The organism is Kitasatospora sp. NPDC093558, assembly GCF_040683475.1.
Lineage (GTDB): Bacteria > Actinomycetota > Actinomycetes > Streptomycetales > Streptomycetaceae > Kitasatospora.
Genome location: NZ_JBFBDY010001148.1, coordinates 1 through 1,452 on the forward strand (window position 1 = coordinate 1; position 1,452 = coordinate 1,452).

General features: G+C 69.8%; 2 protein-coding genes. One reads left to right on the forward strand and one right to left on the reverse strand.

Annotated elements, in window-relative coordinates:
- Window positions 1-461 (forward strand): helicase associated domain-containing protein (locus AB0O00_RS39275; RefSeq protein WP_363659458.1); only part of this gene is annotated, 461 nt, incomplete at its 5' end.
- A gap of 324 nt (window positions 462-785) precedes the next feature.
- Here the strand turns inward: AB0O00_RS39275 and AB0O00_RS39280 are convergent.
- Window positions 786-1,452 (reverse strand): hypothetical protein (locus tag AB0O00_RS39280; RefSeq protein WP_363659459.1); only part of this gene is annotated, 667 nt, incomplete at its 5' end.

A 1,452-nucleotide genomic window follows, 5' to 3' on the forward strand; every position in this document is an offset into this window, starting at 1 on the left:
GGCTGGAGTCCGACGGCCTGGTCGACTGGACCGTCTTGCCGCTGGACACGGTGTTCGAGGGCGAGCAGCTCGGCCGGTGGGTGCAGGCGCAGCGGGCCGGGTGGCCGGCTCTGGAGGAGGATCAGCGGGACCTGCTGTCGGCGATCGGGATCGAGGAGGACCAGGAGCTGGTGGCTGCCAAGGCCGCTGCCGAGGCGAAGCCGAAGGTGTCCCGCACGGACCGGTTCGCCCAGGGCCTGGCGGCGCTGGCGCAGTTCGTGGAGCGGGAAGGGCACGCGGCCGTCAGGCGCCCGCACAAGGAGGAGGTGGAGACCGTGGAGGCCGGGCCCGGCGGTGAGGAGCAGGTGGTCGTGTCGCACTTCGCCCTGGGCACATGGCTCAACAACCAGAAAAGCAGGCGGGCGAAGCTGACTCCGGGCCAGCTCGCGCAGCTCGCCGAGCACGGGGTGGAGTGGGCGTAGCGGGCCGGAGGGCGGCTTCGGGGAGGACCCGGGCGGTGGGGTGGATCTGGGCGGTCGGGTCACGTTCCGGCTGGTGCCGGGCAGGGCGGTGAGAACTCCCGGGCGTCGCGTTGGCGGTCGTCCTCGCGCACGGTGTCGAGCGACAGCAGTGGTCCGCGCGGGCGGGGACGAAGGTGGGACAGGTTCTCGGGATCGGTGCCGGGAAGATGGGCGACAGCCTCGCGCGGGTGTCTTCGCAAGTGAGGGAGCGCCGAGTTCGAGGCCGGCCGGTGGGGAGAGGATCGGTCGGTCTGCTTGAGCAAGCGGACACTGTGCTCTGTGCTCTCAGGCTCCCCAGGTGATAGCGATCCACTGTTCATCGAACTGGTTGCCGTCGAAATAGAGTTCAATCGAGCCGGAACTCGGTGAGGCGGGCAGGCCGGCACCCCAGTTACCGCGCGTGACGGTGCCGAGGTCCGGATCGCGCGTCAGTGTCGCGGCAACCGTCACATCGGTGCGCAGAGGCCCGCTGAACACCTTGTCTTGCTGCCCGGCGGGTGCACCTGGCGCAGGCAGGGCCAGGACTTCCATCGTGTGGACCTTGTGGAGTCCGCCCCGGCCCCAGTAGGGGTAGAGCTCGGGTGACAACGGGATGGACAGCTGGTAGCGCTGCGTCGTGGAGGCCGGGGCCGAGGTGAACTTGGCCCAGACATCCGGGAACTCGTGCCGCACAGAGAGCAGGCGGACCGAGCCTGCCGCGCTGGCCTCGTTGATCAGTCGCCGAAGCTCGGCGAGAGCGCCGCTGCGCAGGGCGGTCCCGCCGGGCCGCGCGGTGTAGCGCAGGTGCAGGATGACGTCGCTGATCGTGTTGTAGTCGAACTGGGCCGGGTCCCCGTTCATCGGGTTGGCGGGCAGCTCCAGCTGCCACTGGCTGTCCACCCCGGAGTTCTCGAACGGCAGGTAGCGCTCGTCGCGCAGGTTGGTTTCGAACAGTCCGCCATCGTTCTGCGCC